Annotated in this window: 22 protein-coding genes; 6 read left to right on the top strand and 16 right to left on the bottom strand. The window is 71.7% G+C overall.

All coding sequences use genetic code 11. The features are described 5' to 3' along the window. Window positions 1–13: 13 nt before the first annotated feature. The 3 genes from ABJI51_RS21445 to ABJI51_RS21435 are packed head-to-tail and all read left to right on the top strand — an operon-like array spanning window position 14 to window position 1,351. Entirely contained in the window at window positions 14–310 is a 297-nt protein-coding gene (locus ABJI51_RS21445; RefSeq protein ID WP_348952981.1) for a hypothetical protein, read from the top strand. Between the two features lie 7 nt (window positions 311–317). Beyond that, entirely contained in the window at window positions 318–869 is a 552-nt protein-coding gene (locus ABJI51_RS21440) for a SigE family RNA polymerase sigma factor (protein WP_431605649.1), read from the top strand. Between the two features lie 5 nt (window positions 870–874). Further along, a complete protein-coding gene (locus ABJI51_RS21435) occupies window positions 875–1,351 on the top strand; it encodes a hypothetical protein (RefSeq protein ID WP_348952977.1) in 477 nt (158 codons plus the stop codon). 316 nt (window positions 1,352–1,667) lie between these two features. Here the strand turns inward: ABJI51_RS21435 and ABJI51_RS21430 are convergent, their stop codons facing one another. After that, a complete protein-coding gene (locus tag ABJI51_RS21430) occupies window positions 1,668–3,005 on the bottom strand; it encodes an MFS transporter (protein ID WP_348952976.1) in 1,338 nt (445 codons plus the stop codon). A 234-nt stretch (window positions 3,006–3,239) separates the two neighbouring features. Between ABJI51_RS21430 and ABJI51_RS21425 the strand changes: the two genes are divergently transcribed. After that, entirely contained in the window at window positions 3,240–3,833 is a 594-nt protein-coding gene (locus tag ABJI51_RS21425; RefSeq protein WP_348952975.1) for a PaaI family thioesterase, read from the top strand. Here ABJI51_RS21425 and ABJI51_RS21420 read toward each other — a convergent pair whose 3' ends face one another. The 11 genes from ABJI51_RS21420 to ABJI51_RS21370 all read right to left on the bottom strand — a co-directional run bounded on the left by ABJI51_RS21420 (window position 3,834) and on the right by ABJI51_RS21370 (window position 17,440). After that, entirely contained in the window at window positions 3,834–6,740 is a 2,907-nt protein-coding gene (locus tag ABJI51_RS21420; RefSeq protein WP_348952974.1) for a serine/threonine-protein kinase, read from the bottom strand. Between the two features lie 73 nt (window positions 6,741–6,813). Continuing rightward, on the bottom strand, window positions 6,814–7,788 hold the full coding sequence (locus ABJI51_RS21415; protein WP_348952973.1) for a glutamate ABC transporter substrate-binding protein: 975 nt from the start codon (window positions 7,786–7,788) through the stop codon (window positions 6,814–6,816). Continuing rightward, window positions 7,785–9,191 (bottom strand): hypothetical protein, encoded by a 1,407-nt coding sequence (locus tag ABJI51_RS21410; RefSeq protein ID WP_348952972.1) that lies wholly within the window; start codon window positions 9,189–9,191, stop codon window positions 7,785–7,787. The genes ABJI51_RS21415 and ABJI51_RS21410 overlap by 4 nt, the downstream gene beginning before the upstream one ends. Window positions 9,192–9,294: 103 nt before the next feature. After that, the gene (locus tag ABJI51_RS21405) at window positions 9,295–10,422 is read right to left on the bottom strand and encodes a sensor histidine kinase (protein WP_348952970.1); all 1,128 of its coding nucleotides are present in this window, start codon (window positions 10,420–10,422) and stop codon (window positions 9,295–9,297) included. Window positions 10,423–10,449: 27 nt separating this feature from the next. Beyond that, a complete protein-coding gene (locus ABJI51_RS21400; RefSeq protein WP_348952968.1) occupies window positions 10,450–11,712 on the bottom strand; it encodes a helix-turn-helix domain-containing protein in 1,263 nt (420 codons plus the stop codon). Window positions 11,713–11,785: 73 nt separating this feature from the next. After that, window positions 11,786–12,724 carry an alpha-ketoacid dehydrogenase subunit beta gene (locus tag ABJI51_RS21395; RefSeq protein WP_348952966.1) on the bottom strand — a complete coding sequence of 313 codons (939 nt, stop codon included), beginning with the start codon at window positions 12,722–12,724 and terminating at the stop codon, window positions 11,786–11,788. Between the two features lie 13 nt (window positions 12,725–12,737). Further along, window positions 12,738–13,631, bottom strand: a complete 894-nt coding sequence (locus ABJI51_RS21390) for a thiamine pyrophosphate-dependent dehydrogenase E1 component subunit alpha (RefSeq protein ID WP_348952965.1) — start codon at window positions 13,629–13,631, stop codon at window positions 12,738–12,740. Continuing rightward, window positions 13,628–14,662 (bottom strand): ATP-NAD kinase family protein, encoded by a 1,035-nt coding sequence (locus ABJI51_RS21385; protein WP_348952963.1) that lies wholly within the window; start codon window positions 14,660–14,662, stop codon window positions 13,628–13,630. The genes ABJI51_RS21390 and ABJI51_RS21385 overlap by 4 nt, the downstream gene beginning before the upstream one ends. Window positions 14,663–14,982: 320 nt before the next feature. Further along, entirely contained in the window at window positions 14,983–15,186 is a 204-nt protein-coding gene (locus ABJI51_RS21380) for a cold-shock protein (RefSeq protein ID WP_086855961.1), read from the bottom strand. 207 nt (window positions 15,187–15,393) lie between these two features. Continuing rightward, a complete protein-coding gene (locus ABJI51_RS21375; RefSeq protein WP_348952962.1) occupies window positions 15,394–15,567 on the bottom strand; it encodes a hypothetical protein in 174 nt (57 codons plus the stop codon). A 214-nt stretch (window positions 15,568–15,781) separates the two neighbouring features. Continuing rightward, complete coding sequence (locus tag ABJI51_RS21370; RefSeq protein WP_348953052.1) at window positions 15,782–17,440, bottom strand: thiamine pyrophosphate-binding protein; 1,659 nt, start codon at window positions 17,438–17,440, stop codon at window positions 15,782–15,784. A gap of 134 nt (window positions 17,441–17,574) precedes the next feature. Between ABJI51_RS21370 and ABJI51_RS21365 the strand changes: the two genes are divergently transcribed. Continuing rightward, entirely contained in the window at window positions 17,575–18,855 is a 1,281-nt protein-coding gene (locus ABJI51_RS21365) for a hydroxyacid-oxoacid transhydrogenase (protein ID WP_348952961.1), read from the top strand. Continuing rightward, window positions 18,849–19,262 carry an acyl-CoA thioesterase gene (locus ABJI51_RS21360; protein ID WP_348952959.1) on the top strand — a complete coding sequence of 138 codons (414 nt, stop codon included), beginning with the start codon at window positions 18,849–18,851 and terminating at the stop codon, window positions 19,260–19,262. Before ABJI51_RS21365 ends, ABJI51_RS21360 begins: the two co-directional genes overlap by 7 nt. 237 nt (window positions 19,263–19,499) lie before the next feature. On the opposite strand, the gene ABJI51_RS21355 is transcribed toward ABJI51_RS21360, so the two are convergent. From ABJI51_RS21355 to lanKC, 4 genes are all read right to left on the bottom strand, one after another. Continuing rightward, complete coding sequence (locus ABJI51_RS21355; RefSeq protein ID WP_348952957.1) at window positions 19,500–21,635, bottom strand: ATP-binding cassette domain-containing protein; 2,136 nt, start codon at window positions 21,633–21,635, stop codon at window positions 19,500–19,502. After that, entirely contained in the window at window positions 21,632–23,299 is a 1,668-nt protein-coding gene (locus ABJI51_RS21350; RefSeq protein ID WP_348952956.1) for an ABC transporter ATP-binding protein, read from the bottom strand. Before ABJI51_RS21350 ends, ABJI51_RS21355 begins: the two co-directional genes overlap by 4 nt. Before the next feature lie 128 nt (window positions 23,300–23,427). Further along, window positions 23,428–23,571 carry a SapB/AmfS family lanthipeptide gene (locus tag ABJI51_RS21345; RefSeq protein ID WP_348952955.1) on the bottom strand — a complete coding sequence of 48 codons (144 nt, stop codon included), beginning with the start codon at window positions 23,569–23,571 and terminating at the stop codon, window positions 23,428–23,430. A 37-nt stretch (window positions 23,572–23,608) separates the two neighbouring features. Beyond that, a complete protein-coding gene (lanKC, locus tag ABJI51_RS21340) occupies window positions 23,609–26,173 on the bottom strand; it encodes a class III lanthionine synthetase LanKC (RefSeq protein ID WP_348952954.1) in 2,565 nt (854 codons plus the stop codon). Window positions 26,174–26,608 lie beyond the last annotated feature (435 nt).

Genomic DNA, 26,608 nt, shown 5'->3' with positions numbered 1-26,608 from the left:
ATGAGGAGCTGTCTTGCGTATCCGCATCGCCCTGACCCTCGGCGCGCTCGTGCTCGCCGGTGGCGCCCTGACCGGTGGCATCGCGCTGGCTTCGGAGGCGCAGCCGGCCCCGCCGACCGTGACGACCGTCCGCCCGGCGGAGCCGACCGCGACGACCGTCCGGCCGGACCAGCGGCCGCCGGTGGCCGCCCCCGCCCCGCGCGACACGACGCGTGCTCCGCGTGCGGTGCAGGCTCCGCGCGTGCCGCGGGCGGTCCCGGCCGGGCCGACCGGCGACCTGCACCTGCCGGCCGTGCGGGAGACCCGGTAACCAGGTGATCTCCCGCTCCCGTCCGTCGACCGGGCCGGGCTCGCCGTGGGACGGCGAGTTCGCCCGGTACTTCGGCGAGCGCGCGCACAGCCTGCGGTCCACGGCCTTCCTGCTCTGCGGAGACTGGCACCAGGCCGAGGACCTCACGCAGGCCGCGCTGCTCAAGCTCTACCTCGCCTGGCCGAGGCTGTCGCGGCACGATGCGCTGGACGCCTACGCGCGCAAGGTCGTCCTGCGCACGTTCCTCGCCGAGCACCGGCGCAGCAGGTGGAAACGGGAGCGGCTCACCGACGCCCCGCCGGAACTCCCGGCGGAGGACGCCACGAGCGACCAGGACATGCTGGTCCGGCAGGCACTGGCCGTCCTGGCCCCCAAGCAGCGCGCCGTGCTGGTGCTGCGGTACTTCGAGGACCTGAGCGTCGAGGAGACGGCGCAGGCGCTCGGCTGCAGCACCGGCACGGTGAAGAGCCAGGCCTCCCGCGGCCTGGCCACGCTGCGCAAGCGGCTCGGCCCGCACTACGGCGCGCTGACCTTCAGCGCGACCACGGAGAGGAGGTGACGAACATGGACCCCGAAGACGACGTCCGCGCGTTCCTGACCGGCGTGGCAGGCGGCCCGCAGCCGCCGATGCGCCTCGAAGCCGCCGACGTGATCGAGCGCGGCGGCCGGGTCCGGCGACGACGCAAGCGGTTCGCCGTCGCCGGCACGTCGGCCGCGACGGCGGTCGTCCTGGCGGTGGCCGGTTTCCTGGCCGGTCACCGGGCAGGCCCGCCGGAACCGCTGGAACCGGCCGGCCCCGGGCTGTCCACGGTCGCCCCCACCTCGTCCTCGCCCGCGGCCACGTCCCCGCCCACGGACGTGGGGACGCCGACGGCGGTCGCGCCGCCTGCCGTCGAGCCGGAGCGGACCCCGCCGCGGGCGCAACGGACCACGACGCCCTCCGCGGCGCGGCCGCAGCGTCCGCCGACGACCACGTCCATACCTTCCCGGTCCGGCGAAACCACCGCTCGCGACGTACCGACGGTGGTCACGTCCCGCTAGCGGTGGCGCAGATCACCGCGCGCGGTGGGTTTCCGGCGAAATACCGGCGCAGGTTGTGGCGATATGTCCGGTGGCGTTCCGCTCGGACGCCGGACACCTGCTCAGCCGGACGCTTCGCCGCCGGCCCGAGACCCCGAGGAGGAAGCACATGGTGCTCGCCGCACTGATCGTCGAAACCGGAATTGCCGTCGTGGCCGCGGGCGCGCTCGCCGCTTGGTCCCGCAAGCGCTTCACTCCTCGCGACGAGGCGAACTGACCCGGACGCACGTGTGCCCCGCCCGGTGATCCGGGCGGGGCACACGGCTTTCCGGACCGCTCAGCGCCGAGCGGACGCGCCGGTGAGGGGTTTGCCCCCGGAGCCCTCGGTGTCGATCTGCTCCATCGGCACCTGCGCCGTCTCCGGGATGCGGATGATCGGGATGATCGCGATCAGCGCCGCCGCCATCAGGTAGTACGCCGGCCAGTCCTCGTTGCCGGTGCTCTTGATCAGCGCGGTCACGACGACGCCGGCGGTACCGCCGAACAGCGACGTCGAGATGTTGTAGCCGATCGCGAACGAGCCGTAGCGCACGCGCGTCGGGAACATCGCCGGGAACGTCGAGCCGATCACGGCGAGGATGAACACCAGCAGGATCGCCACGATCAGGAACCCGACGAACAGCCACAGGATGCTGCCGGACTGCATCAGCTTGAGACACGGCCAGCTCAGCACCAGGAACCCGATGGCGGCGGTGAGCAGCAGCGGCTTGCGGCCGATCCGGTCGGACAGCGCCCCCAGCGGCAGGATGATCGCCATCTGGATGACCTCGACCGCGATGATGATCAACGTCGAGGTGTTGTCGTTGATCTTCAGCGTGTCCGTGAAGTACGTCGGCATCGTGGTCAGCAGCAGGTAGTCCGCGACGTTCAGCAGCAGGACGATGCCGATCAGGTTGAGGATCATCCGCCAGTTGCGGACGAAGATCTCCTTGAGCGGCGCCTTCTGCGGTGCCTCGCCCTTCGCTTCCAGCCGGCGGAACTCGGGGGTGTCCTCGAGCTTGTTCCGCAGGTAGAGCCCGATCAGGCCGAGCGGCAGCGCGACGAAGAACGGGATCCGCCAGCCCCAGGCGTCGACCTGTTCGGGCGACAGCGAAAGCGTCACCGACAGCACCACGAGGTTGCCGAGGACGTACCCGGCCAGCGTGCCGAGTTCGAGAAAGCTGCCGAAGAAGCCACGGCGCTTCGTCGGCGAGTACTCGGCGATGAACGTCGCCGCTCCGCCGTACTCGCCACCGGTGGAGAAGCCCTGGATGATCCGCAGCAGCAGGATCGCGATCGGCGCCGCGATGCCCATGCTGTACCCGCCCGAATACGTCGGCAGGACACCGACCAGGAACGTGCAGCCGGACATCAGCAGGATCGTGATGGCGAGCACCCGCTTGCGGCCGATCTTGTCGCCGAGCGGGCCGAAGAACGCCCCGCCGAACGGGCGCACGATGAACCCGACCGCCAGCAGCGCCAGCGACTTGAGGACGGCGTTGCCTTCGCCGGGGAAGAACAGCGTCCCGATGCTGGCCGCGATCGCGCCCGAGGTGAAGACGCCGTAGTCGTACCACTCGGTGGCGTTGCCCATGGCCGACGCCCAGACGGCGCGCTTGACGGTTCTCTCGTCCACTGACGGTTTGCCCGTCGTAGCTGCTTCGCTCATGCCGGCGACGACCTCCTCCGTGCAGTGCCCATCGGGCCGTTCGAGCTCATCGGCCCAGTCTTAACCGGCTTCCGCAGGTCGGCAGTCTGAGCCGGAAATTGTCTACGGTCGGGAACTTTCCGGCTACCGAGAGAAGTGCGCGATGGACATACCTCGCAGCCCGGGCGCGACCGGTGCCTACCGGCCGGTTAACGTCAGCGCATGAGTCGTGTTTCTCAGCCGTGGCCCCCGGTGCCGGTGGAGCCGGCGGTCCCGCACCCGAAGGCGCCGTCGCCGGGCACTGAGCTCGGCGTGCACTTCGCCGAGTGCTTCGGCTGCGGCGACGAGGCCGACGCCGGGCTGCACCTGCGCTCGACGGTCGGCGAGGGCCAGGTCGTGCACTCACGGTTCACCGTCACCGCCGCCCACCAGGGCGCGCCGGGCCTCGCCCACGGCGGGCTGCTGGCCTGCGCGTTCGACGAGGCGCTCGGCTCGGCGGTCGGCAACCTCATGCGCCGCCCGGCGGTGACCGGCAAGCTCGAGACGGACTTCCGGCGGCCGGTTCCGGTCGGCTCGACGCTGTTCATCGAGGCCCGCCTGGACGGCATCGCGGGCCGGAAGATCTACGTCAGCGCCGACGGCCACCTCGACGCCGAGGACGGCCCGGTCGCGGTGAGCGCCCGCGCGCTGTTCGTCGTCGTCGGCTTCGAGCACTTCAGCACGCACGGCGATCCCCAGGCGCTGGAGAAGCTCGCCGAGCAGCACAAGAAGAACCTGCAGCAGCGCGGCGAGCGCGACTGGGAGATCAACCCCTGATCAGGTGAGCGTGCGCGGGCGGATGGCGTTGGCCCGGTCGACCAGCTCGACGCGCTCTTCGACCGTGCCCGCCAGCCGTGCCAGCGCCCGGTAACAGCGTTCCAGGCCGAACCGCAGCTCCCGCTCCTCCAGCGCACACCCCAGCACGCGTGCCCCGGGAGTCGGCTTGCCCTGACTGAGCCACTCGTGCGCGGCTTCGAGGACGCCCGCGGTGAGCCGCGTCCGGCGTTCGGCGTCCAGGCGCAGCCGTTCGAGCCGGGCCGACGCGTCGAGCAGGTCGTGCTCGGTCACCGGGGTCTCGCGGCCGTTGGCCTTGGTCGCCGTCGTCTTGATCTTGATCGCGGCGACCTGCGCGTCGACGTAGTGGGTCGACGACGGCGGCACGGTCTCGAGGACCTCGACCGCGCTCGACCGCGCGCCCTGCGCGAGGTACACGCGGGCGAGGCCGAAGGCGGCGCTGACGTAGTTCCGGTCGGTCCGCCAGACCAGCTCGTAGAACCGCGCGGCGGCGAAGTAGTCTCCGACGCCTTCGGCGCTGACGCCGAGCGCGAGCTTCGGCGCGATCTCGCCCGGCAGGTCGTCGTACACCGCTTCGAACGCCACGTGCGCGACGCGCGAGCGCCCGCCGGCCAGCTCGATCAGGCCGCGGTACCAGTCGATCCGCCAGTCGTGCGGGAAGCCGTTCTTGATCGCCAGGTACTGCGCCGCCTGCAGCTGCCGCTGAGCCTCGGCCAGCTCGCCCAGCTCGATCCGGGCCCGCACGATCCGCAGCCGGACCTCGATCGACTCGCGGGGCGCGCCGGCCAGTGCCTCGATGGCACCCCGCGGGTCGAGCGCGGTGGTGGTGGCGAGCACGCCCGCCGCCGGGTCGTCGGTGTCGACCTGCGGGATCGGCAGGCCGGCGACGACCTCGTCCGCGCCCGGCAGCGGCACGCTCTCGCCGGCCTCGGGCACCACCAGGTGCACGCCGAACGTGCGGCTTTCCGGACCGAACACCGTCGACGCGCCGGGCCGCGGCTTGCCGGTGCCGAGCGCCATGATCTCGCGCAGCACCCCGGTGAGCTGGTCGGCCATCTCCTCGGCGGAAAGGAACCGCCGGTCCGGGTCGGCGTGCGTCGCGCGCCGCAGGAACCGGTAGTAGGACCCGAACAGCGCGAACAGCGGGACGGTGTCCGGGCCCGGCAGGGTCGTCTTGTACTTGGTGGTGTAGCCGGTGAACTCGAAGCTCAGCACGGCCAGCGTGCGCCCGACGGTGAACAGGTCCGACGCGATGGACGCGCCCTGCGTCGGCAGTTCCGGCGCGCTGTAGCCGGTGGTGAAGAACAGCGGGCTCTCGTAGTCGTCGATCCGGCGGACCGCGCCGAGGTCGATCAGCTTGAGCTGCTCGTTGGTCTGGATGACGTTGTCGGGCTTGAGGTCGCAGTAGAGCAGGCCCTGGCTGTGCAGGTAGCCCAGCGCGGGCAGGATTTCCAGCCCGTAGGCGATGACCTGCCCGATCGGCAGCGGCTCCGGACGGCGGCTTTCCCGGTGGTGTGCCAGTGCGAGCTGCCGCAGCGACTGCCCGCCGACGTATTCCATGACGATGTAGCCGACGGTCGTGCCGGTGCGCGCGTCCGGGTGCTGCACGAAATTGTGGATCTTGACGATGTTCGGATGCTCGACCTCGGCAAGGAACCGCTGCTCGTTGGCCGCGGCCGCCATCGCCGTCGCGTCCCCGGTGTCGATCAGTCCTTTGAGGACGACCCAGCGGTCGCTGACGTTGTGGTCCTGCGCCAGGTAGATCCAGCCGAGACCGCCGTAGGCGAGCGCGCCGAGCACCTCGTACTGGCCGCCGACCAGCTCGTGCGGCTGCAGCTTCGGGACGAACGAGAAGGGCGCACCGCAATTTTCGCAGGTCCCTTCGGGCTCGCCGGGTTTCCCGTCCTTGCCCCGGCCGACCTTGGCGTTGCAGCTGCCGCAGTACCGTTTTTCTTCCGACACCACGGGGTTCTGCAGCACGGCGGACGCGGGATCGCGCGCGGGCACGGGCGGAACGTCGACCAGCCCGGCCCCGAGCCTGCCACGCCGCGACCGCGACGTCCGCGACGACGTCCGCCGCGAAGTGCCGGGGAAGGCACCTGCCCGGGAGTCCGAGCCGCTGCCGGTTCCTGTGCCTGTCCCGGTGCCGGTGTGCCGTCCTTCGCTGGTGCGCTCGGGCAGGACGCTTTCGGTGCCCGGGTCCGGCAGGGTGCCGGGCCCGGTGTCCGGCCGTGGCGCGGGCGGCATGATGCTCTGGGTTTCGGGCGCGGGCGCGGCGAGAACACTGGTCAGCTGCGGCGCTTCCGGCTCAGGCCGGACAGCCTGCGTCGGCTGAGGCGCGGCCTCCTGCCGGACCGCCTGAGTCGGCTGTGGCGCCCCCGCTTCCGGGCGGCCAGCTTGCGTCGGCTGCGGTGCCCCGGTTTCCGGCCGGACCGCCTGAGTCGGCTGCGGCGCTCCCGCTTCCGGGCGGCCAGCTTGCGTCGGCTGCGGTGCCCCGGTTTCCGGCCGGACGGCCTGCGTCGGCTGCGGTACCCCGGCTTCCGAGCGGCCAGCCTGCGTCGGCTGCGGCGCCCCAGCCTCCTGCCGGCCAGCCTGCGTCGGCTGCACCGCCTGGGCCGGCGGGGCGACCGGGTTCATGCTGCCCGGCGGCCGGGTCGGGTCCTCCGCGCCGGGGATCGCCTGGCCGCGCGGCGGCGTCGGCGGACGGCTCACCGGCGCGTGGATGACGGTCTCTTCCCCGCGGGACGGCTCGCCCTCGTCGAGGCGGCCGGAAATCGACGGCTCCGGCGTCTCCCAGCGCACCGGTGGCGGCGGCTGCCACCCGGGCGTGGCCACCTGCTGGTCGTCGTCCGGCGCGGCGTGCCGAGGACGGCGCGGCTCCTCCGACACTGCTACCTCCCAGATCCCCGGCGACGTGCGGGAATCGATCCTAGTCGCGCGCTGCGGACCGGTCCCGCGGCGCTCACTGGTACTGCGGCGACGGCGGCGAAGCCGGGCCCAGCCGGGGTTCCACCCAGCGCCGGTAGCTGTCCTGCCAGGCGCCGCTGTTGCGGATGTTCTCGAGGACGGCGTTGACGTACCGGACCATGTCCTCGTTGTCCTTCGGCACGCCGATGCCGTAGTTCTCCTGCGTGAACTGGTCGCCGACGACCTGCAGCGTCGGGTCCTGCGCGGCCATGCCGGCGAGGATCGTGTCGTCGGTCGAAACCGCGTCGACCTGGCCCTGCTGGAGCATCACCAGGCAGTCCGACCAGTTGTCCACCGAGACGGGCACCAGCTTGGCCGGATCCGTCGCGATCTTCGCCGCCGACGTCGACTTCTTCGCCGCGCACACCTTCTTGCCGCTCAGGTCGGCCAGCTTCCCGGCCTTCGACTCCTTGGTGACCAGCAGCCGCTGGCCCGCGACGTAGTACACGGACGAGAACTGGACTTCCTTCTTGCGCGCGCACGTGATGCTGTAGGTCCGGACCACGATGTCGACCTCGTGCTTCTTCAGCACCTCTTCGCGCTGCCCGGACGTGATCGCGCGGAACTGGACCCGGCCTTCCGGCGAGCCGAAGATCGCGCGGGCGATGGCGTTGACCATGTCGATGTCGAAGCCCTCGATGTCACCCGAGGTGGGGTTGCGGAAGCCGAACAGGTAGGTGGTCTGGTCGACGCCGGCGATGAGCTTGCCGCGTTCCTTGATCTTCGCCATGGTCGAGCCGTCGGGGATCGACGTCCCGTTCGACGGGGCGAGGCTGGCCAGCGGGTTGCAGCTCGTGTCGGAGCCGCCGCCTGCCGAGGTGTCCGGGCCGCCGACGTGGGCCGGCTGCGGCCACGCCGCGTTGCTCACCGGGGCCGGGTCGACCGGTTTCCCGGGGCTGCCGCAGGACGCCGCCAGTAGCGCGACGAGCGCCAGCACGCCCACCCGGACCGTGTTCCCCCGCCTGCTCACCGGTACTCCCTCAGTCGCTCCCGGATTCCCATGGTGACACCCGCCGCGGCGACGATCGCCAGCACGGCGAGGCCGGGCGCGAGCAGCGTCAGCGCGCGGTCGCCGTTGTGGGTGTCGTCGAGGAATTCCTGCCTGCCGACGTCGATGGCCGCCTGGAGGCTGTCGTCGAGCCGGCGGAACGCCGGGGCCGAGCCGTCGGTCTTGTCCTCCAGCACGGCGAAGTCGACGGCTTCCTGGTACTGCCCGGCCTTGTCCTGCGCGCGGACCTCCTGGTGGGCCTTCATCCAGTCGTTCGCGGCCTTCGTCGCGTCGGCGACCTTCGCGACGCCTTCGCCGTCCTTGATCAGGCCACGGGCTTCGCCGAGCAGGCCGCCCTGGCCGTCCGGGCCGACGAGCTGGGCGGCGTTGGTGCCGAAGTCCTGTTCGTAGGCGCCGCCGTCGCCGCGCGCGACGAGCGTCAACGTCTCGTCCGCGCGGGCCTGCAGCGCGGCGATGCGCGCGCGGACCAGCACGTCGACGCGGTGCGAGCCGTTGTCCTGCCCGCTGGCAACCAGGCTGCCTTGCACGATCAGCGCAACCGCGCCCCACAGCAGCGAGAGCACGACGGCGGCCGTCGCGACGACGAGCCCGACGTTGAGCAGCCGGTTGGTGCGCCGGGTCAGGTAGACCTGCGCCGCGACGAGCGCGGCCAGCAGCGCGACCACCAGGATCGTGGCGAGCCACGGGAAATCGGTGGCGCTGTCCTGCTCGTCGATCAGCCGCTCGGTGTCGGCGCGGTAGAGGTCCTGCGCGGCGGGCAGGATCTTCGCCCGCATCAGCTCGGACGCCTCGCGCAGGTAGGAAGCACCGACCGGGTAGCCGAGCCGGTTGTTCGCCCGCGCCGTCTCGACGAGCCCGGTGTAGACCGGCAGCGACTGGTTGAGGACGTCGACCGGGGTGGCCGCGTCGGCGACGTCCGCGGCGTCGGAGGCGGCTTTCGCGAGCGCGGCGCCGGCTTCGGCGATGTCCCGTTCGTAGCGCTGGCGGAGTTCCGGCGGCTCGGTCCCGATCGAGAGGAAGGCGCTCGCGGCGGTCGCGTCGGCGTCCGAGAGCGAGCGGTAGACCTGCTGCGCGGCGGCGGCGAGCGGCTCGCGGTGGTCGATGACGCCGGAGATCGTGGCGTCGCGGTCCTGCACCGACAGCGTCGCGACCAGGCCGGTGACGAGCGAGAGCAGCACCAGCCCGACGGCGATCACGGTGAGGCGGCCGGGTGTCGTCGCGGCGGACCGGATGATCGCCCGCACCCCTTGGCCCGGCAGGTCCAGCAACCCCAGCAGGCCGCTGCGGCCCCCGGCGCGGTCCCGGCCGTCCGGCGGCCCCGGCGCGGGCGCGACAGGACCCGGGGCCGTCGCAGTGCTGGTCATCCCCGATTCCTCCCCAAAAGCCGTACTCGCAGAAGGTAGCCGAGTCCCCGCGCGCGCAGCCACCGGCACCGCCCGCTGTCATCAGCACGTGATCTCGGCGCGGTCACCCCGGCACTTCCGCGAGCACGCGCCATTGGCCGTCTTCGGGGCCCGACGTCAGCGAACCACCGGCGAGGGCGAGCCGCTCCCGCATGCCCGCAAGACCGAAACCTTCACCTGTCCGGGGGAACGGGCCGAGCGCGTTGCGGACATCGAGCCGGACGACGCCGGCGTCGTAGCTCAGCCGCATCCGCACGTCCTCGCCGGGCGCGTGCCGTCCGGCGTTCGTCAGCGCTTCCCGCGCGATGCCGGTCAGGGCGACGACCGCGGCGGACGGCAGCGGCCGCGGCTCGCCGTCCGCCGCGAAGTCCACGGTGACGTCGTGATCACGGGCGTGCGTCGCGGCAGCGGCGGCGAGGGCATCGGCGAGGGGCAGGACGTCCCGCCGAAGCGCGGCGACGGCGTGGCGCGCTTCGGCCAGGCCGTCGACGGCAAGCCGCCGCGACCGCCGGACGGCGGCCACCGCACCGTCCACATCGGACCGTTCGGTGAGCAGTGCCTCGGCCAGTTCCAGCTGGACGCCCAGCGCGCCCAATGAATGCGCCAGGACGTCGTGGAGTTCGCGGGCAATCCGGGTGCGTTCGTCGAGCGCGGCGGCCCGCGCGTGTTCGGCCTGGGCGAGACGCGTCTGCTCCAGCAGCGCTTCGGCCTGCTTCGCCTGGATCTCGTACTGGCGGCGGTTGAGTCCCACCAGGACGAGCAGCAGCATCACGGCGGGATCGGCGAGCGCCGACCCGGACCAGTCCCCGGTGACGAGGTGCGACGTCACCGCGAGCGCGATGTCGAGCAGGCCGATGCCGAGGATCGTCGCGACGCCGACCGAGGTGAGGGTCGCGAGCCGCCCGAGCGCGATGACGGACAGGAGAATCGCGGAGGAGTCCCCGGCCCACCCGACCAGCGCCGCAGGCAGCGTTCCGGCGACGGCGAGCAACGCGGCCGCCGTCCTCGGCCGCCGCGACGCGAGGACGACGAACCCGAGCCAGCACGCGGTCGAGACGATGTAAGCGGCCCAGATCCGCGGGTCCGGCTCACGCGCGGTGAGCAGGGTCGCGGCGAAGAACAGCGTGCCGAGCAGCTGCACGACCAGCCAGCTCGGGGCGATGGTGTCCGGCAGCACGGCCCGTTTCGGCATGCGGCCATCTTCCCGCCGCGGGCGGGATCAGCCGCGGATGGCCGGGGCGAGCGAGTGCGGGAGCACGGCTTCCGGAGTCGGCGGCCGGAGGACAACCACCTCGACGTCGTCGGCAAAGCGGTACGGCTTCGCCCCGAGGATGCCGCCGAAGTGGCGGCGCAGCCGGGACATCTCGGCGCGGACGGTGACCGTGCGGCCCGCGTCGCCGAAGAGGTCGGCCGACAGCTCCGACGCCGACCGGCCCTCCCGGTGACTGGCCAGCACGTAGAGCATCTCGGCGTGCCGCGGGCTGAGCCGGTGCTTCCAGGTCCCGGCCGCCCCGGCCACGGTCAGCTCCGGTTCGCGCGGCAACCGGACGTCGAGCACCACCCGCGTCGGCGGCGCGGCCTCGTCCTCGGTCACCCGGATCAGCCAGCCGCCCGGCACCGGCTCGACCGAGCAGCTGCCGTACGCGGGCAGCCAGACCCGGCCGGGCGTGAGGCCGGTGGGCAGGGCGATCCGGTCGACCGGCGCGAGCCCGGCGGCCGCGGCGACCCAGCCGTGTTCGTCGGCGACCACGGCGCGTCCACCCACTTTCGCGAGCACCGGGACGGCAAAGCCGCGAAGCCGTTCCAGTTCGGTGAGGTGGGTGGTGCGCAGCTGCGCTTCCGCGAGCCGCGTCACGGCGTCGACCAGCGCCAACGTGGTCGCGTGGACGGTCGGCGCCGGTCCGGAGAGGTCGACGACGCCGAGCAGCCTGCCGTCCCGCGGGTCGTGCAGCGGCGCGGCGGCACAGGTCCAGGAGTGCTGGGCCCGGACGTAGTGCTCGGCGGAGTAGACCTGCACCGGGCAGCGCGCGACCAGCGCGGTGCCGATGGCGTTGGTCCCGACGGCCTCTTCCTGCCAGTCGACGCCCTCGACGAACCCGAGCGCGTCGGCGCGTCGGCGGACCGCGGCGCTGCCGTCGCGCCAGAGCACCTTGCCGTCGGCGTCCCCGATCACCATGATGTGCGCGGCCTGCTCGGCCAGGCTGGTCAGCGCCCCGCGCAGGATCGGCAACGCGGCGGCCAGCCCGCTCGTGCGACGCCGGGCTTCCAGTTCTTCGAAGGTCAGCACGGGCGCGGCGGCACGGCTGTCCGGATCGAGCCCGAGCCGGCGCATCCGCTGCCAGGACGCACCGATGACAGCCCGCGGGCGGCTGGGCAACGCCTTGCCGCTCAGGGCTGCTTCGTGCACCTGCGCGAGGACACGCGCATGCCGCCGGGGGTCGGCCCCGGCCGGCAACGCTGCCTCGAGGTCTCGCTGACCCAACCGCCGCTCCTTGTGTTCTGCCTCCTCAGTCTGCCTTTCGGATGCGGTGATCGGAAGGTGGCGTGGATCGCCCTCACCTCGACGACGCCCGCCGGTACCCCACGACCGCCTTCGCCGCGTTGAGGACCTTCTGCGCGTCGGGGAGGTAGAGGTCTTCGAGCGCGTCGGAGAACGGGACGGGCGTGTGCGGCGGCGTCACCATCTCGATCGGTGCGCGCAGGGACCCGAACGCCTCCTTCGCAACAAGCGCCGAGATGTCGGTGGCGAGGTTGCACCGCGGCGGCGCCTCGTCGACGACGACCAGCCGCCCGGTGATCCCGACGCTCTCCAGGATGGTCCGGGTGTCGAGCGGGCTGGTGGTCCGCGGGTCGACGACCTGCGCTTCGATGCCGCCGGCGGCCAGTTCCCCCGCGGCTTCCGCGGCGACGGCGACCATCCGCCCGATCGCGACGATCGTCACGTCACCGCCTTCCCGGACGACGTTCGCCTCGCCGAACGGGATCGTGTAGCTGTCCTCCGGCACCTCGCCGGTGGTGTCGTACAGCGCTGTGTGCTCGCAGAAGACCACCGGGTCGTCGTCCCGGATCGCCTGGGCGAGCAGGCCTTTCGCCTCGTACGGCGTCGAGGGCACGACGACCTTCAGCCCGGGGACGTGCGTGAAGACCGGGTACAGGCACTGGGAATGCCCGTACGTCATGCGGATCACCACCGGCGTCCGTGCGGTACCGCCGAGCAGGTACCGGAACTTCGCGGCCTGGCTGAAGATCTGGTCGAAGCAGCTGCCTCCGGACGTCGGCGCGGCAACCGTCCGCTGCCCGCGCGTCGCGGCCCCGATCGCCGCGCCGACGAACGCCGACTCCGCGGCCGGCGCGTCCAGCACCCGGCCGGGGAACAGGTCCTCGGAGACGCCGCGGCCGCCCCCGGCTTCGCCCATGACGACGACCGACCGGTCGCGGGCCATCTCCTGCGCGAGCGCCTCGCCGATCGCGTCGCGGTAGCTGATCGTGCGCACGAGCGGGCTCCCTTCAGTACGAGACGTAGACGTCGGCGCCGAGGTCTTCCCAGGTGGGTTTCGGTGCGGCCTTCGCCGCGCAGACGGCGTCCTCGATGAGGGCGGCGACTTCGGCGTCGATGTCGTCGAGGACCGTCCCGGGCACCTCACCGCTTCCGGTCACCCGGGCGCGGAACCACTCGAGGCAGTCGGATGGCCCGAAGCAGCGAGTGAACCGGACCTCGATCAGCGTCGGACCCCCGCCGCTGCGGGCGCGCTCGACGGCTTCGCCGGCGGCTTCGTGCACGGCGAAGAAGTCGGCCCCGTCGACGATCACGCCCGGCACGCCGAACCCGGCGGCCCGGTCGGCGATGTTGTCCGCCGCGACGGACCACGTGCTCGCCGACGTTTCGGCGTAGCCGCTGTTCTCCGCGACGAAGACCGCGGGCAATTCCCAGGCGGACGCGAGGTTCAGCGCCTCCAGCGTCGCCCCCGGGTAACCGGCGCCGTCCCCGAAGAACGCGACGCCGACACCGCCGGTGTTCTGCTGTTTCGCGGCGAGGGCAGTGCCGCAGACGAGTGTCGGCCCGCCGCCGGCGACGCCATTCGCCCCGATCAGCCCCTTCGCCAGGTCGGCGAGGTGCGTCGAGCCGCCCTTGCCGTGACAGATTCCGGTCCGGCGGCCGTAGAGCTCGGCCATCATGGCCTTGACATCGACGCCCTTGGCGATGCCGTGCCCGCAGCGGGTCCCGGCGATCGCGTCACGGTCGTCGAGGTGCAGGCAGACTCCGGCGGCCGAGGCCTCTTCACCGGCGTGGCCAGGCACGAACCCCCGAAGTTCGCCGGCCGCGAACTCCTCGTGCACCCGCTCTTCGAACGCCCGGATGGTCCGCATCAGGCGGTACGCCTCCCGCAGGGTGCCGGTCATCGTCGACGCTCCTTGCCCAGTTCGGTTTCCGTGCGCAACAGGCCTTTCCGCGCCGCTTCCGCCATCGCCGCCCGGACGTCCACGACCCAGGGCCCGTCCGGCTTGAGCTCGACGAACGCGCTCTCCCCCGGCTTCAGCTCGAGTTCGCGCTCCCCGTCGAGCGCGATGACCCCACCGGCGGCGGCCAGCTCCACCCGCACGCCGGGCCGGAGCACGCCCCAGCCCTTGACGCCGACCGGCCGCACCAGCCCGGGCGCGATCGGCGCGTGCACGACATACGGCGTCTCCCCGACCGGCCCGAGCTGCAATGCGACGCCGTCCGGGCTCGACCGCGGGCTCGGGCAGAGCTGCCCGGGCACGCTGGACAGCCCGATGCCGTCCGGCTCGGCGAAGGTGCAGTAGAGCTCGGTGAGCGAAGCGGGATCCCACAGCGCCCGCGCCCCGATGTGCCTGCTCAGCGACACGCAGACGTCGACGAGCGCGATCTCGCGACGCGCCTTGGTGACCACCTCCAGCACGCTGACCCGGTGGGTGACCAGGTCCGGATCGAGCTGCCCAGTGGCGATCAGCCCGGCGGCGAGGCCGGCCACGGTCGCTTCCCGCATCTGCGGGAACGCGTTGTTGGTCCCGGTGGAGAGCGCGAGGATCGGCACGTCCTCGCAGGCCGCGGCGGCGACGCGGGCGGTCCCGTCGCCGCCGAGGACGACGATGACCCCGGCACCGGCCGCCACCATCCGCCGCACGGCGTTCGTCGTGTCGGCCGCGGTGCCGGTCAGCGGATCGTCGTCGCAGAAGTCGACTTCGGGCCAGGTACCACCCCGGCCGAGCGCCTGCAGGACCGCGGCGGAGATCCCGCCGAGGTCCGTCGAGACGAGGGCCCGGTCGAGCCCGGTCACGGCGAACGCGGCCAGCAGCCGCTGGACCATGTTCGCCTTCTCCGCGGTGGGGAACACCGACGCCTGGGCGACCAGCCGGCGGATGTCCCGCCCCGAAGCCGGATTCGCGACGATCCCCGCCACCGTTTCGCCCACCTGACCTCCTCTTCGCCGGAGATCAGGAGACGCCGCGCGAGGCGCCCACGAAAGGGTTGCAGGGCGTTGCAGTTCGCCCACAGGCAGCAGCGCACGACCCGTGCGGCGAAGATCACAGCGCAGGTTCCCTCTTCAGTGGACTGTCCACTCGGGAAGCAGCTGGAGAAGAACCAACCGGGGCGGCAGCGGGTTACCAACCCTCGGCTGCGACGTCCACTTCGGTCACCCCGGGCGACGCCGCGACCTCGCCGGTGACCGTGTGGAGCAAACGAAAAGGGCCGCCACCCCGAACGGGTGACGGCCCTTTCCCAAGATCAAAGTCAGATCACGGTGACCGACGTGGCCTGCGGGCCCTTCTGGCCCTGGCCGATCTCGAACTCGACGCGAGCGTTCTCCTCGAGGCTCTTGAAGCCGCTACCCTGGATCTCGCTGTAGTGAACGAAGACGTCGCCGCCACCGTTGTCGGGGGTGATGAAGCCGAACCCCTTCTCGGAGTTGAACCACTTCACAGTGCCCTGAGTCATCAAAAATCTCCATGTGTAACACCAAAAACAGGAAGCCACTTCGGCGACCCGGGTCAACGTCCGGGCGGTTTGCTTCCTCGGTGAGGAGACACTACGCCCGCTGAATTCTGCGAGCGTGACTCAACACGAACACAAAAAACGTGACCAACAGCAGTAAAGCACACCTTGAGCAGGGCGGACAAGCCATCTTCACCCGGGCGAGGTGAGTTACTCGCCACTGGCCGGGCGCAGTCCCTCCGTCGAGAACGGCGAACGCCAGGCCGCGTCGCGCTCCGCCGCGATGACGGCGTCGTCGTGAGCCTCCGCGGAGGCGCTGAACAGCACCGGTACGACGCCGGAAGTCTTCCGCGCGGGTTCGGATGCGTGCTGGTGATCGGTCACGTCGAAACTCCCCTCGTTCCCTGCCCGCTGAGGCGCGGGTCATGACCGCGATGGTGCCGTGCGGCACCGACAGAAACCGGTTGCCTCCCGCCGGAACCCGGACGGGAAGGTTCAGCGGCGAACCACCACCGGAACACCGCCAGGCTACCCGAGCCAACGCCGTGCTACCACACGACATTCCCGGCGTTTTCGTGATTGAAACGCGGCAAAACCCTTACTGGGCGGGAGGTTGCGGACGCGCCTGGCTGAGCAGGGCCGACAACCGCACGTCCGGGGTCACCACATCGGGGTCGGTCCGCACGTCGATGACGCACGGCCGTTGCCGCACGAGCGCGCTGGCGATGATGGGCTCGAGCTCTTCACGATCGTCCACGGTGTACCCGGCCGCGCCCAGCCCACGCGCCCACGACGCGAAGTCGGTCAACGGGACGGACACCCCCGAGAGCCGTCCGTAGGTGCGGGCCTGGTGCATCGCGAGCGCACCGTGCACTCCGTTCTGGAAGACGACCACCGTCACCGGCGCCCGGTAGCGGACGGCCGTTTCGATCTCCTGGCCGGTCATCAGCGTCCCGGAGTCCCCGGCCATGGCCACGACGGTCCGCCGCGGCTCGGCCAGCTTCGCCGCCACGGCGGCCGGCACGGCGTAGCCCATCGCGGCGTTGCTCGGGCCGAGCTGGCTGCGCGGCGCGGTGAAGCACCAGTAGCGGTGCATGAACTGCGCGAAGTTCCCCGCGTCGCTGGTGACGATGGTGTCCTCCGGCGCCAGCTTCCGCAGCGCACGGACGACGTCGACCGGATGCACCCGGGTGTTGCCGCTGGTGTCGGGCGGGGTCATGAAGGTGTGCACGGCCGCGTTCGCCGCGGAAGCCCGCCGCGCCCGCGGCGACGCCACCGCGCGCAGTTCCCGCAGGAACGGCTCGACCTCGGAGTCGACGCGGAAGGTCAGCCCCCGCCGCTTCGGGCTGACGTCGATGCCGGTGCCGACCATGACCAGCGTCTGCTGGGGTGTCGGGTACCGGTAGCCCTGGGTCGTCACCTCGTCGAGCTGCGTGCCCAGCGCCAGCACGAGGTCGGCGCGCTCGAGCGCGTCCAGCTGCCGGGCCGGGATGCCCAGCCCGAGGTGACCGGCGTAGCGCGCGTGGTTCTCCGGGAAGGCGTCCTGCCGCCGGAACGCGTTGTACACGGGCAGCGCGAGCTCGTCGGCGACGGCGATCAGCTCGTCCCGCGCGGACCGCGCCCGGCCACCCACGATGACCACGGGATACTTCGCCTCGTCCACCAGCTGCGCCACGGCGTCCGCCGGGCGGCCCAGCGTCCCGGACGCCGGCGGCCGCACCCGCGCCATCGGCTTCGCCGCGTCGTAGGGCATCCCCCAGATGTCGCAGGGCACGCCGAGCACCACCGGCCCCGGCCGTCCTTCCTGCGACGTCGTCAGCGCGTGCGCGAGCAGGCCGGGCAGGCCGTCCGGATCGGTCACCCGCAGTGTCGACTTGGCGATCGAGTCGAACATCGCGGTGAGGTCGGCCGTCGGCAGCTCGCCGGACGACGACACCACCGGTTCGATCGCCGGCGTCTCCAGCAGCACGACCATCGGCGTCTCGTCCTGGTAGGCCGTCTGGACACCGATCGCCAGGCTCGCCGCGCTCGGCCCGCGGCTGGCGAGCAGCACGGCGGGACGTTCGGTGAGTTTGCCCTCCGCCTCCGCCATGAACGCCGCGCCCGCGTCGTGGCGAGCGGAGACCAGCGTGATCTCCCGCTCGCGCTGCAGGGCGTCGAGCAGTTCCAGGAAGGACTCACCGACCACCGCGTACACGCGGCGGACACGCGCCTCGGTCAGGATCCGCACGGCCGTCTGGGCGACGGTCGCTCCCAGTTGGTATCTAATGAGGAGAGCTTAGGCGGGCACCGTTCAGTGCAGTCAAGTGATCTTCGCCGAAACCCGGCAAGAATGGGCTGAATGTCCGCTTTGACCGACTATCAGCCGATCACGGGAGCGAGGACGCAGACTTGACCGCGACCGAACATGAAACCGTTTTTACTTATGGCGCACCGGCGTTGAAGTACGGCACCGGAGCCAGCGACGAGATCGGCTACGACCTGACGCAGTACGGCGCGCACCGCGTGCTGCTCGTGACCGACCCGCAGGTCGCCGCGACCGGCTGGCCGCGCCGCATCGCCGACGGCATCGCCGGGTACGGCATCGAGACCGAGATCTTCGACGGCGTACACGTCGAACCCACCGATGTCAGCATGCAGAAGGCGGTTGACTTCGCCCGCGGAACCGGTCCGTACGACGCCTTCGTCGCCGTCGGCGGCGGTTCGGCCATCGACACCGCGAAGGCGGCGAACCTGCTCACCAGCAACGACGGCGAGCTGATGGACTACGTCAACGCACCCGTCGGCGGCGGCCGCGCACCGGCCGGCCCGCTGAAGCCGCTGGTCGCCGTGCCCACCACCACCGGCACGGGTTCCGAGAGCACCACCGTCTGCGTGCTCGACGTGCTGTCGCTACGCGTCAAGAGCGGGATCAGCCACCTGCGGCTGCGCCCCACGCTGGCCGTCGTCGACCCTCGGCTGACCGTCAGCCAGCCACCCGCCGTCACCGCCGCCAGTGGCATGGACATCCTGTGCCACGCCGCCGAGAGCTACACCGCCAAGCCGTACACCGAGTTCGAGCGCAAGCGCCCGGAACAGCGGGTGCCGTACTGCGGGTCGAACCCGCTGGCCGACATGTTCGCCGAGCAGTCGCTGCGGCTGCTGTCGTGGGCGCTGCCCGCCGCGGTGCGCGACGGCTCCGACCTCAAGGCCCGCGAAGCCATGGCACTGGCCGCGACGTTCGCCGGACTGGGGTTCGGCAACGCCGGTGTGCACATCCCGCACGCGAACGCCTACCCGATCGCCGGGCAGGTCAGGGACTTCCACCCGGACGGCTACCCGGGCGAAGAGCCCATGGTGCCGCACGGCATGGCCGTCTCCCTGACCGCGCCCGCCGCGTTCCGCTTCACCTTCGACGCGGCGCCGGACCGCCACCTGCGTGTCGCCCGCCTGCTGGCGCCCGACTTCGAGTGGCCCGGCGACTTCGCCGACCACCTGCCCGCGGTGCTGATCGACCTCATGCGGCGGATCGGCATCCCGGACGGCATCGGCGCCGTCGGCTACACGGAGTCCGATGTGGACTCACTCGTCGAGGGAACGCTGAAGCAGCAGCGCCTCCTGGCCACCGCACCGCGCGAGGCGTCCGCGGACGACCTCTCGGACATCCTGCGCGAATCGGTGACCCTGTGGTGAACGGGTACGCACACTGGCAGACGGTTCCGTTGCGCTGGAAGGACAACGACGTCTACGGGCACGTCAACAACGTCGTGCACTACTCGCTGATGGACACCGTGATCAACACGTGGCTCATCGAGCAAGGCGGGCTCGACATCGAGGCCGGGGCGGTGATCGGGCTGTGCGTCGAGTCGCACTGCACGTATCACTCATCGGTCTCCTTTCCTGGTTCACTGCGAGTCGGACTACGGGTTGCGCACCTCGGGAAGTCCAGCGTCCGCTACGAAATCGGGATGTACGCCGCCGACGAGTCCCTGGTCGCCGAAGGGCACTTCGTGCACGTCTTCGTGGACCGTGAGTCCCGCCGGCCGACGCCGGTCTCCGGCAAGCTGCGCGAGGCACTGGAAGCCCTGCTTCCCGGCTGAGTCGCACCGCCGGCTGGTCACCTCCTTCCTGGCGGTGCGGCCGCTTCCGGGCCGCGTTCTTCCGGTGCTTCCGATCATGCCGCACGGCACCGACAGAACCGGTCGATCGGCCGGGAGTTATCCACAATTGATCGAAAATCGCCGAGTTATCCACAGATTCACATCGAGGGGTTCCGCGGCCCCTCGACGGCGATAAGCTGAAGGCACCGTCAAATTCAGTCCACAGTGGACGGGCAATCAGCTCACACGAGCAGTGCGCGGCACGGGTGACGACCTAGGCGTCGACCCGGCGGCACCGCCACCGTGGTGAGCAGACGGCGCGGCAGTGGCCACGGGTCCGGTACCGGAAGGCGCCCCGGTACCGGTCACGGGACCACTGTCCGCAGGTGGGTTGGCAGTGACAGCGGGCTCGTCGCCGGAAGGCGCCCCGCCGACGAACACGACGTCACTGCCTGCAGGCAGCTCGGCAGGGGCTGCGGATCCGTTGGCGGCAGGCGCCCCGGCAACGACCGCGTCCCTGACCGCGGACGACCTGGCGGAAGGTGCGGCCTCGGCACCGGAAGGCGCCCCGGTGCCGACCGTATCTCCGTCCACAAGCGACCCGGCGAAGGTACCCGCCGGTTCGCTGCCTGCACCTGCCGTCCGGGTGGCACCGGTGACCGCTTCGCCGGTCACCGGTGTCGCCCACGCCTGCATGAGTTCCGCGTACCGCGGGGAGCCTGCCAGCAGTTCGGCATGGCTGCCCAGAGCGGTTTCGCGGCCGTCCATGACGAGCACACGATTCGCGCGCAGCGCCGAAGAAAGCCGGTGCGCGATCACCACCAGGACACCACCCCGCGCGGCGAAGGCCCGCTCCGCGCGGGCTTCCGCGACCGGGTCGAGATGGGAGGTGGCTTCATCGAGGATCACCAATTGCGCCGGACTGGCGTACACCCTGGCCAACGCGAGCAGCTGTGCTTCGCCTGCGGAGACGCCTTCGCCGCCGTGACCGATCTCGGCGTCGAGGCCGCCCAGCCGCTTCAGCAGCGCACCCGCGCCCACCGCTTCGGCGGCGGCCGCCAGTGCGTCGTCCGAGGCTGACGGGGCGAACAGGCTCACGTTGTCCCGCACGGTGCCTGCGAAGACGTACGCCTCCTGCGGGATCAGCGCCACGAGTTCGTGCCGGAGCGCCGCGGGCACGTCCTGGACCGGGACACCGCCCAGCAGCACCCGGCCTTCCTGAGGCGCGAGCATCCCGGTCAGCAAGCCGGCCAAGGTCGACTTGCCGATGCCGCTCGGCCCGACGACGGCGAGGTGGTCCCCCGGCCGCAGCACCAGGTCCAGTCCACGGACCACGGGCTCGGCCGACGCACCCCAGCCGAACGTCAGGCCCCGGACTTCGATGCCGGTGCCCTGCGGGGTCGCCGTCCCGTCCGGGGCGGCGGGCAGCTCGGCCGTCTCCGCCAAGCGACGGAGGGCGACGAGCAGGCGCAGGACGACGGTTCCGGCCGTCGCCGCCAAGCCACGCAGCGCCGGCTGCATCGTCGTGGCCAGGTAGACGAGCGCGCCCAGGGCGGCGCCCGCGGTCAGTTCGCCGCGGGCCACCAGCCCGGGAGCCAGAGCCAGCGCGAGCAGCAGGGGAACGAATCCGCCGAGGGAGATGACCAGAGCGCGGAGGGCACTCGAGCGGGCCACGCGGATCGCGGCCTTCGCCTGGGCGTCCACCGCCTCGTCCATCGCCAGCGCGGCGATCGGCTCGGCTCCGCAGGCCACGATGTCGCGCATCCCGGCGAGGGAGGCGCCGGCCGTCGCGGCCGTGTGCTCGTCGGCCAGCGCGAGGGCGCGCTGGCGGCGGGCCAGGGACGGAAGGAGGCAGGCGAAGGCGATCAGCGCGGCGATCACCGGCACCGCGACCGGCAGGACCAGCGCGCCCGCGACGGTGACGAGCCCCGCGAGTGCGGAGGCCGTCGTCACCAGCATGCCGCGGGCCTGCACCAGCAGACCTGCGGTCGCGTCGCGGACCACCTCGACGTGCTGGGTGATCCGGGCGACGCCGCTGGAGTCGGGTTGGTTGCGTGGCGGGGACGCGTCGTGCAGCACGCCTCGGACGACAGCCGTCACCAGGGCGTCGCGCAGCGGTTCGACGACCCTGCCGAGCTGGTGCCACACCATCCGGGCACCGAACGCGCCGAGCACGGCGGCGAGACCGAACACCGCCAGCCACCCGAGCCCGGCCGCCGGGGCGCCCACCGAAAAGCCACGGTCCACGGACAGCTCGACCAGCCGTCCCGAGAAGAAAGCAGGTACGCCTTCGAGCACCGAACACGCGAGCAACACGGCACCGCCACGCCACTGCCCGGCGAGTGCGGACCAGTACAACCGGCGCAGGCTCACTCGTCGTCCTCCGTGAAGACGCCCCGGTAGCCCGGCTCGCGCCAGAGGGCGGCGTGCGGGGCGACCGCGCGGATCCGGCCCTCCTCGAGCCAGACCACCAGATCGGCACGGGCGGCCGTGCCCGCGCGGTGGGTCACCACGACCCGGGTGCGGCCCGGCAGCGCGCCGGCCAAGGCGCGCTCGACCGCCGCCTCGGTGACCGTGTCGAGGCTGGCCGTGGCGTCGTCGAAGACGAGCACACGCGGGTTGTGCGCGATCGCCCGGGCGAGGCCGAGCCGTTGGGCTTCGCCGCCGGAAAGCGGCGTCTCGGTCAACGGCGTGCGGTAGCCCTGGGGCAGCCGGACGACGACGTCGTCAACCTGGGCAGTCCGGCAGGCCGCGCGGACCGCGGACTCGCCGGCCCACGAGCCGTAGCCGACCGCGTCGGCGACCGTCGCGCCCAGGAGGGCGGGCCGTTCGAAGGCGTAGCCGACGACCGCGCGCAGTTCCCCGGGACGGATCCGGTCGAGCGGACGGCCGTCGAGGAGGACCTGGCCTTCGTCGGGCGGGACGAGGCCGCCGAGTACCGCGGTCAGCGCGGACTTTCCCGCGCCCGAGCGGCCGACGACGGCGAGGAAGGTGCCGCCGTCGATGCGCAGGTCGATTTCCGCCAGCGCGCCGGCGACGGTGACGTGGCGGAGCTCGACCGTGCCGTCGCCGGGCAGGAGCGAGAGGACGCCGGGCGCCGGTTCGGGCTCGTCGAGGACCTCGACGAGCCGTTCTGCGCAGCCGCGTGCCCGGGACAGCATGGTGAGCAGCGGGATCTGGGTGACGAGGCCGAGGCCGAGTGCGACGTAGCCGAGGGTGGCCACGACGTCGCCGACGCTCAGCCGGCCCGCGAGCACGCCGAACCCGGCGGCGGCCAGCACCGACAGCTCGACCGCGGGCGTCAGCAGGCCGGCCCGCCAGACCATCCTGGCCTGCGTGCGCCAGAGGCCCTGCCCGGCGAGCGTCAGTCTCGGCAGCGGGCGCAGGACACGTTCGGCTTCGCGGTCGGCGGTGCCGGACGCGGCGATCGTGCGCAGGCCGGCGACCGCGTCGACCATCCTGGCCGCGAGTTCACCGGAAACACGCTGGTAGGTGAGGACGTCGTCGGCGGTGCGGCGCAGGTGGCTGCGGGCGAGCAGCAGGGCGAAGGGGATGCTGCCGAGGAACACGAGCGCCAGCCGCCAGTCCAGCAGGGCGAGCAGGACGACGGCACCCGAGGAGATGACCAGCATCGAGCCGCACTGGACGACGATCGTCACGATGCCGCCGGCACCGGTGCAGTCGCCGGTGAGACGGCTGATCGCGTCGCCCTCGGCGAGCCGTGAGCGTGTGCCCAGGGCGAAGAGCTTGTCCGACAGAGTGCGGCGCAGCCAGGCGGACGCCGTCGCGGTCAGGCGGGTCGTCAGGATCCCGCCCACGACGTCGGCGGCGATCTCCGCACCACCGACGAACAGCAGCCAGGACACTTCGCGCCCGCTCGGACGGCCCGCGACCACGGTGTCGACCGCGGCCGCGAGCGCACCGGGCAGGAGGAGACCGGCCGCGGTGGCGACCAGCGCGGTACCGACGACGGCAGCCAGCCGGAGGCGGTCGAGTCCGGCCACCCTGACCAGCAGCCGATCGGCGGAGCCGCGCATCTCACTCCTTCGGATGAGGTACCGCCGGGGCGGTACCGGGGCCAGAATGAAGGTGCGGGAGCGGCGCACTTGGCCTGTGCCGCTCCCGCACCGTTCACCTCGGCACTACTTGCCGGCGATCCGCCAGGTCAGTGGCAGGTCAGCAGGCTGACGGTGCTGTTGGCGCACGAGGCGAGCAGGCTCAGGTTCGACGCGCCGCCGCCACCGCCACCGTGGCCGCCGTCGAGGACCTCGGGCGTCTCCATGGCCTGCAGCTCCAGAACGAGTTCCATCGGTGTTCCTTCCTTCGGTTTTCTTCGGGTCCGCCGGTCAGCGACCGGTGGTCTGGGGTGACGGCGTGCTGCCCAGGAAGGGCAGCGCCTCCTTGCCGTCGAGGAGTGCGGCGAGCGCGAGGAGGACACCCGCGCTGCCGGTCTTGACGTCCATCGAAAGGCGCAGCAGCTGGTTGCCGGGGAAAGCGAGGCCGCCCTTGAACGGCACCGCGTACCAGGCCAGGCGTGCCAGGTGGAGGTCGATCGCCTCGCGGATCGGCTGGGCCGGGTCGGGGTCCATGCCCAGCGCCAGCGCGAGGCCGCACCGGCCGTAGAGCAGGCCGGGGTGGATGACGAACTCGCCACGGCACGATTCGCGCAGGCCGGGCAGGCTTTCGCAGGCGACGGCGTCCGGGCGGTGCCGGGCCAGCTGCTCGGCGACCAGGAGGATCCCCGCGCTGCCGATACCGGCGTAGGGCAGCGTGCGGACCGCGCCGTCACGGACCTGCAGCGAGCCGTCGTCGGCCTCGACGCACTCCTCGAGGTCGCGGGTCAGTGCCTGGTCGGCGAAGGACAGCCAGGCCGGTTCGCCGGTGCGCTCGTAGAGCCGGATGAACAGGAGCGCCGGACCAGACCAGCCGGACAACAGGCCGGCGCGGGCGAAGTTGCCGGGTGGCGCCGCCGTCTCCAGGGCTTCACCCAGGCGGACTGCCGTGGACAGTGCCTGGCGGCCGAACTCGTTGTCCTGGCGGACCGTCGCGAAGTGCAGCATGGTCAGGCCGATGCCGGCGAGCCCGGTGTCCAGGGCGTGCTCGGTCGTCTGCTCGACGAGCCGGGCGGACGACGCCAGGAGCTTGGTCGCTTCGTCACGGTACCCGAAGTTCTCCAGCACGTAGGCAATGCCGTAGCTGCCGTCGTAGAAGCCGGGCCGGGTCGGCGGGTCACGGCGGACCGACTCGATCAGCCAGCGCTCGTGCTCGGGGAACCGGCCCGCGCCAGCGACGTCGAGAGCGTGCAGCACCCCCGCGGCTCCGACACCGAAGCAGGCACCGCCGACCCGGAACTGCTCGATGTCGCCGGGGAACAACCGGTCCTCGCGGCCGGGTGTCGCGCTGGCCAGGATCGCCTCGGCGATCTGCTTGCGGACCAACGACCAGTCCGGTTCCTGCTCGTCGAGCTCGGTGTGGGCCGGTGCCGGCTCCGCGGAGGCTGCACGCGGGGCCAGCACCGTGACTGCGGTGTCGGCATAGCCGTCCGGCAGCGCGAACCGGCGTTCGGCGAAGTCGGCGATACCGCGCAGCTTGGCCGGGGCCAGTTCCGTCAGCTGGGACAGCGGCAGGAACAGCCACAGCCGCAGGGCTGCGACGGCGTACTCGTCGATCTCGAAACCGGCGCGGTCGGCCGGGGCACGGAACCCGGGCGCGCCCAGGGCCGGGCGGTCGCCGGACTCGACGTCGAAGGCCATCTCGAAGTCGATCAGGGAAATCCGGTCGTCGTGGTCTTCGTCGATCAGGATGTTCAGCGGGTGCAGGTCGCCGAAGACGACGCCGCGGGCGTGGATCGCCTCGATCGTCTCCTCGACGCGGGCGACGATGTCCTGTGCGCGCTGTGCGTAGGCGGCGAGGTCGGCGTCCGTCGTGCCGCGCCGGGTCAGCGGATAGTTGCGGGCCAGCCAGTTGCCCAGCGAGATACCCGGCATGTACTCCATCGCCAGGTAGTGGTGCTCCCAGACGGTGAACCGCTCGAAGACCCGCGGCACCCCCGGGACGCCGGCGAGCCGGTCGAGCACCTGGTGTTCGCGGCGGAGGCGTTCGACCGCGTCGATGCGTGCCCGGTCGAGGCCGGCGTACGGGCGGGCTTCCTTGAGGACGACCTGGTCGCCGCCTGCCTTGGGGTCGGCGAGGTAGACCCCGCCCCCGTTGGAGAAGTGCAGGGACTTCGTCACCTGGTACGGGAACTGGTCCGGGTCGCCTGCCTTGCGCGCCGCGATGCTGCTCTGCAGACAGGCCGGAATCTTGACCCAGTCGGGCACGGAGAACTTCGGCTCCCGCTTGTCCGGCACCAGCCTGCCGTCCGGCTTGCGGATCGCCAGGACACGGTTGCCGTCGTGCTCGACCCACTGTTCGGCAAAGCCGCCGTAGCGGACGTACAACGGCCCGTTTCCGTATCGCAGGTCGCTCAGGATATAGGCGCCGTGCTCGCCTTCGAGTCGCACGGACAGGTCTTCGAGAACCTGCTCGAGCTCGTTGTCGTCGACGGGGTAAATCGTCACCAGCTTGGCGCTGCCGTCGCGGGGCGCGTATTTGGAATTCCGGGCGAGCAAGGTCAGCACCGAGCGGAGGTGCTTGTAGGCGATCCGATGCTCGACACAGTACTCGTGGACCTGCACGAGCACCCGCAACGCGTTGTCCAGACCAGCGGAAACGTGGATCTTCCACCCCTGACCCGGCAGCGTCCGGCCCTCGGGGTGCAGCACACGCCAGACCCCGCGGCCGGCGGTCACCCAGCCGGTCTCCGGCACGGGCAGCGCCGTGGCGAAATCGTCGGCCTGCGCCCCGATTTCCTGTTGTTCGTCGTAGAACAACGGATCGGCGAAGCAAAAAGCTTCGTAGCGCAGGTCCATTCGAGACACCCCTCCGTGCCACCCCGGCGTGCCACCAGCGCCGGTACGAGGAATATTCCCCCACGCCGGACAGCTCTGCGCCAATCCGCCAACCCGGGGGTTCAACTGGGCTATCCGAGGTAGGCAAAAAGGACCCTTACCGGCCAGTAGACGAACCCAGCGTGATCCTGGCGTGATCCGCCAACCACTCTGTCGGGGTGTAACGCGAAAGCTCTTCCTTCATTCCCGCAGGTCCACGCGCGCGTCGCCCCCGATTAAACCACGGAATTGGCAGAATGCCATCAACCTCCGCGGTGATCAATTTTCACCGATATGCGCAGGTCACGTGGTCTCGATCGTCTATTGTGGACGCACGGCGTGGCCCGCACCACGCCGGGACACCTCGGCGGGCAGGTCCGCCGGTACCCCGGAGTAAGTTGACGGCCGGCGGAGCGG

The organism is Amycolatopsis melonis, assembly GCF_040064235.1.
Lineage (GTDB): Bacteria > Actinomycetota > Actinomycetes > Mycobacteriales > Pseudonocardiaceae > Amycolatopsis > Amycolatopsis melonis.
The sequence above is the reverse complement of the archived record's forward strand: the minus strand, read 5'-3'. Positions and strand labels throughout refer to the sequence as shown.